This window comes from Candidatus Cardinium hertigii, from assembly GCF_003788695.1.
Window position 1 is genome coordinate 15,853 of sequence record NZ_RARA01000027.1, and the last position, 1,257, is coordinate 17,109.

A 1,257-nucleotide genomic window follows, 5' to 3' on the forward strand; every position below is an offset into this window, starting at 1 on the left:
CTTTTCTAATCACAGCTTTGTTCAAGGCGCGTTTTTTATAAACTTACATTATTGCGCTATTTCTAAATACGAACGTGAAAAAATACGCATAGGCCACAGCACTGAACGGATACATAAAATATGGCTACCACGCAAGTGAACAAATACTGCTTTGCTGTCACGCAAGTGAAAGGATACCATCTTTTACCTAAGTATTACATCTATGGCTTATAAAGATGATTTTAGTAGCAATTGTAGCTCATCCTCCGTAAACACGTTTGCACTTTTCAACTGTCGTATTCTATTTATTATTGTGCCCATACTAAGCTTAGAAGCGAAAAGAAGCTTAAAGTTGGCAGCTGTAAATAAACCGGCGGTATTTAGTTGCATAATAATATCCTTAAAAAAAAGGATTTTTGGAGGACGATTTATTGCCTCTGGATTGGGATTGGAAACTAACATATTTAAATCTAAATCTAACTGAAATATTTTGCCTTGAGGGTGAGGGCGATGGTGTAGAGTTAACCCTTCTAGTTTTGATTCCATTATTACTTGAAACATACCCTGCGTCAGTAAGCCTAACTCAGTAAGTACTTGTAAGGTGATATTCACCTCCTCTACTTCTTCTTCTTCATGGGATAGTAATACCTGCAAGTTATGCTCTGTAAGTAAACCTGCTCCGAACAGTAATTCCATACTCTCTAAACGAGCTTCAGCTGTAAAAAAGGGTTCTGTAAAAAAGGGTTCTGTAAAAAAGGGTTCTGTAAAAAAGGGTTTTGTAAAAAAGGGTCCGGGTATCTTTGTAGTTAATAACAACTGAAAATTATCCTGTGTAAGAATGTTTTGATTTTTTAGCTTTTTCAAAAAACTACTTCTTGAAGATAGAATACATCCTGTATCACCTTCTCTCCTTATACATTTCATTAATAATGGGAACGTATATGCTGTAAGTAGATCCAAATTCAATGCTACTTCCAGTTCTTTTAATGCTGAATTAACCCACTGTTTGCATTTGTCATATTCACCACTACGTTCATCTATCCAATACGCATACTGTATAAACGGCTCTAAACTATCTAACGTAAGTACATTTACTATTTCTGCTTTTTTTAGTATAGGAAATAGACCTACCACTAACTCCTTACGAGAAAACAATCCCTCTCTTCCATTAAACTGAGATGATGCCAATAGAGCTGGATTTTTAACATGAAAATTTTCAACAATAATAGCCAATTTATAATAGTATCTTCCCTCCGTAATGCATAGAAGATCCCAGCT

At 35.2% G+C, this 1,257-nt stretch carries 1 protein-coding gene; it reads right to left on the reverse strand.

What is annotated here, in order from left to right:
- Positions 1 to 207: 207 nt before the first annotated feature.
- Positions 208 to 1,167, reverse strand: a complete 960-nt coding sequence (locus EDM02_RS04675; protein WP_123663474.1) for a hypothetical protein — start codon at positions 1,165 to 1,167, stop codon at positions 208 to 210.
- Between the last annotated feature and the right edge of the window lie 90 nt (positions 1,168 to 1,257).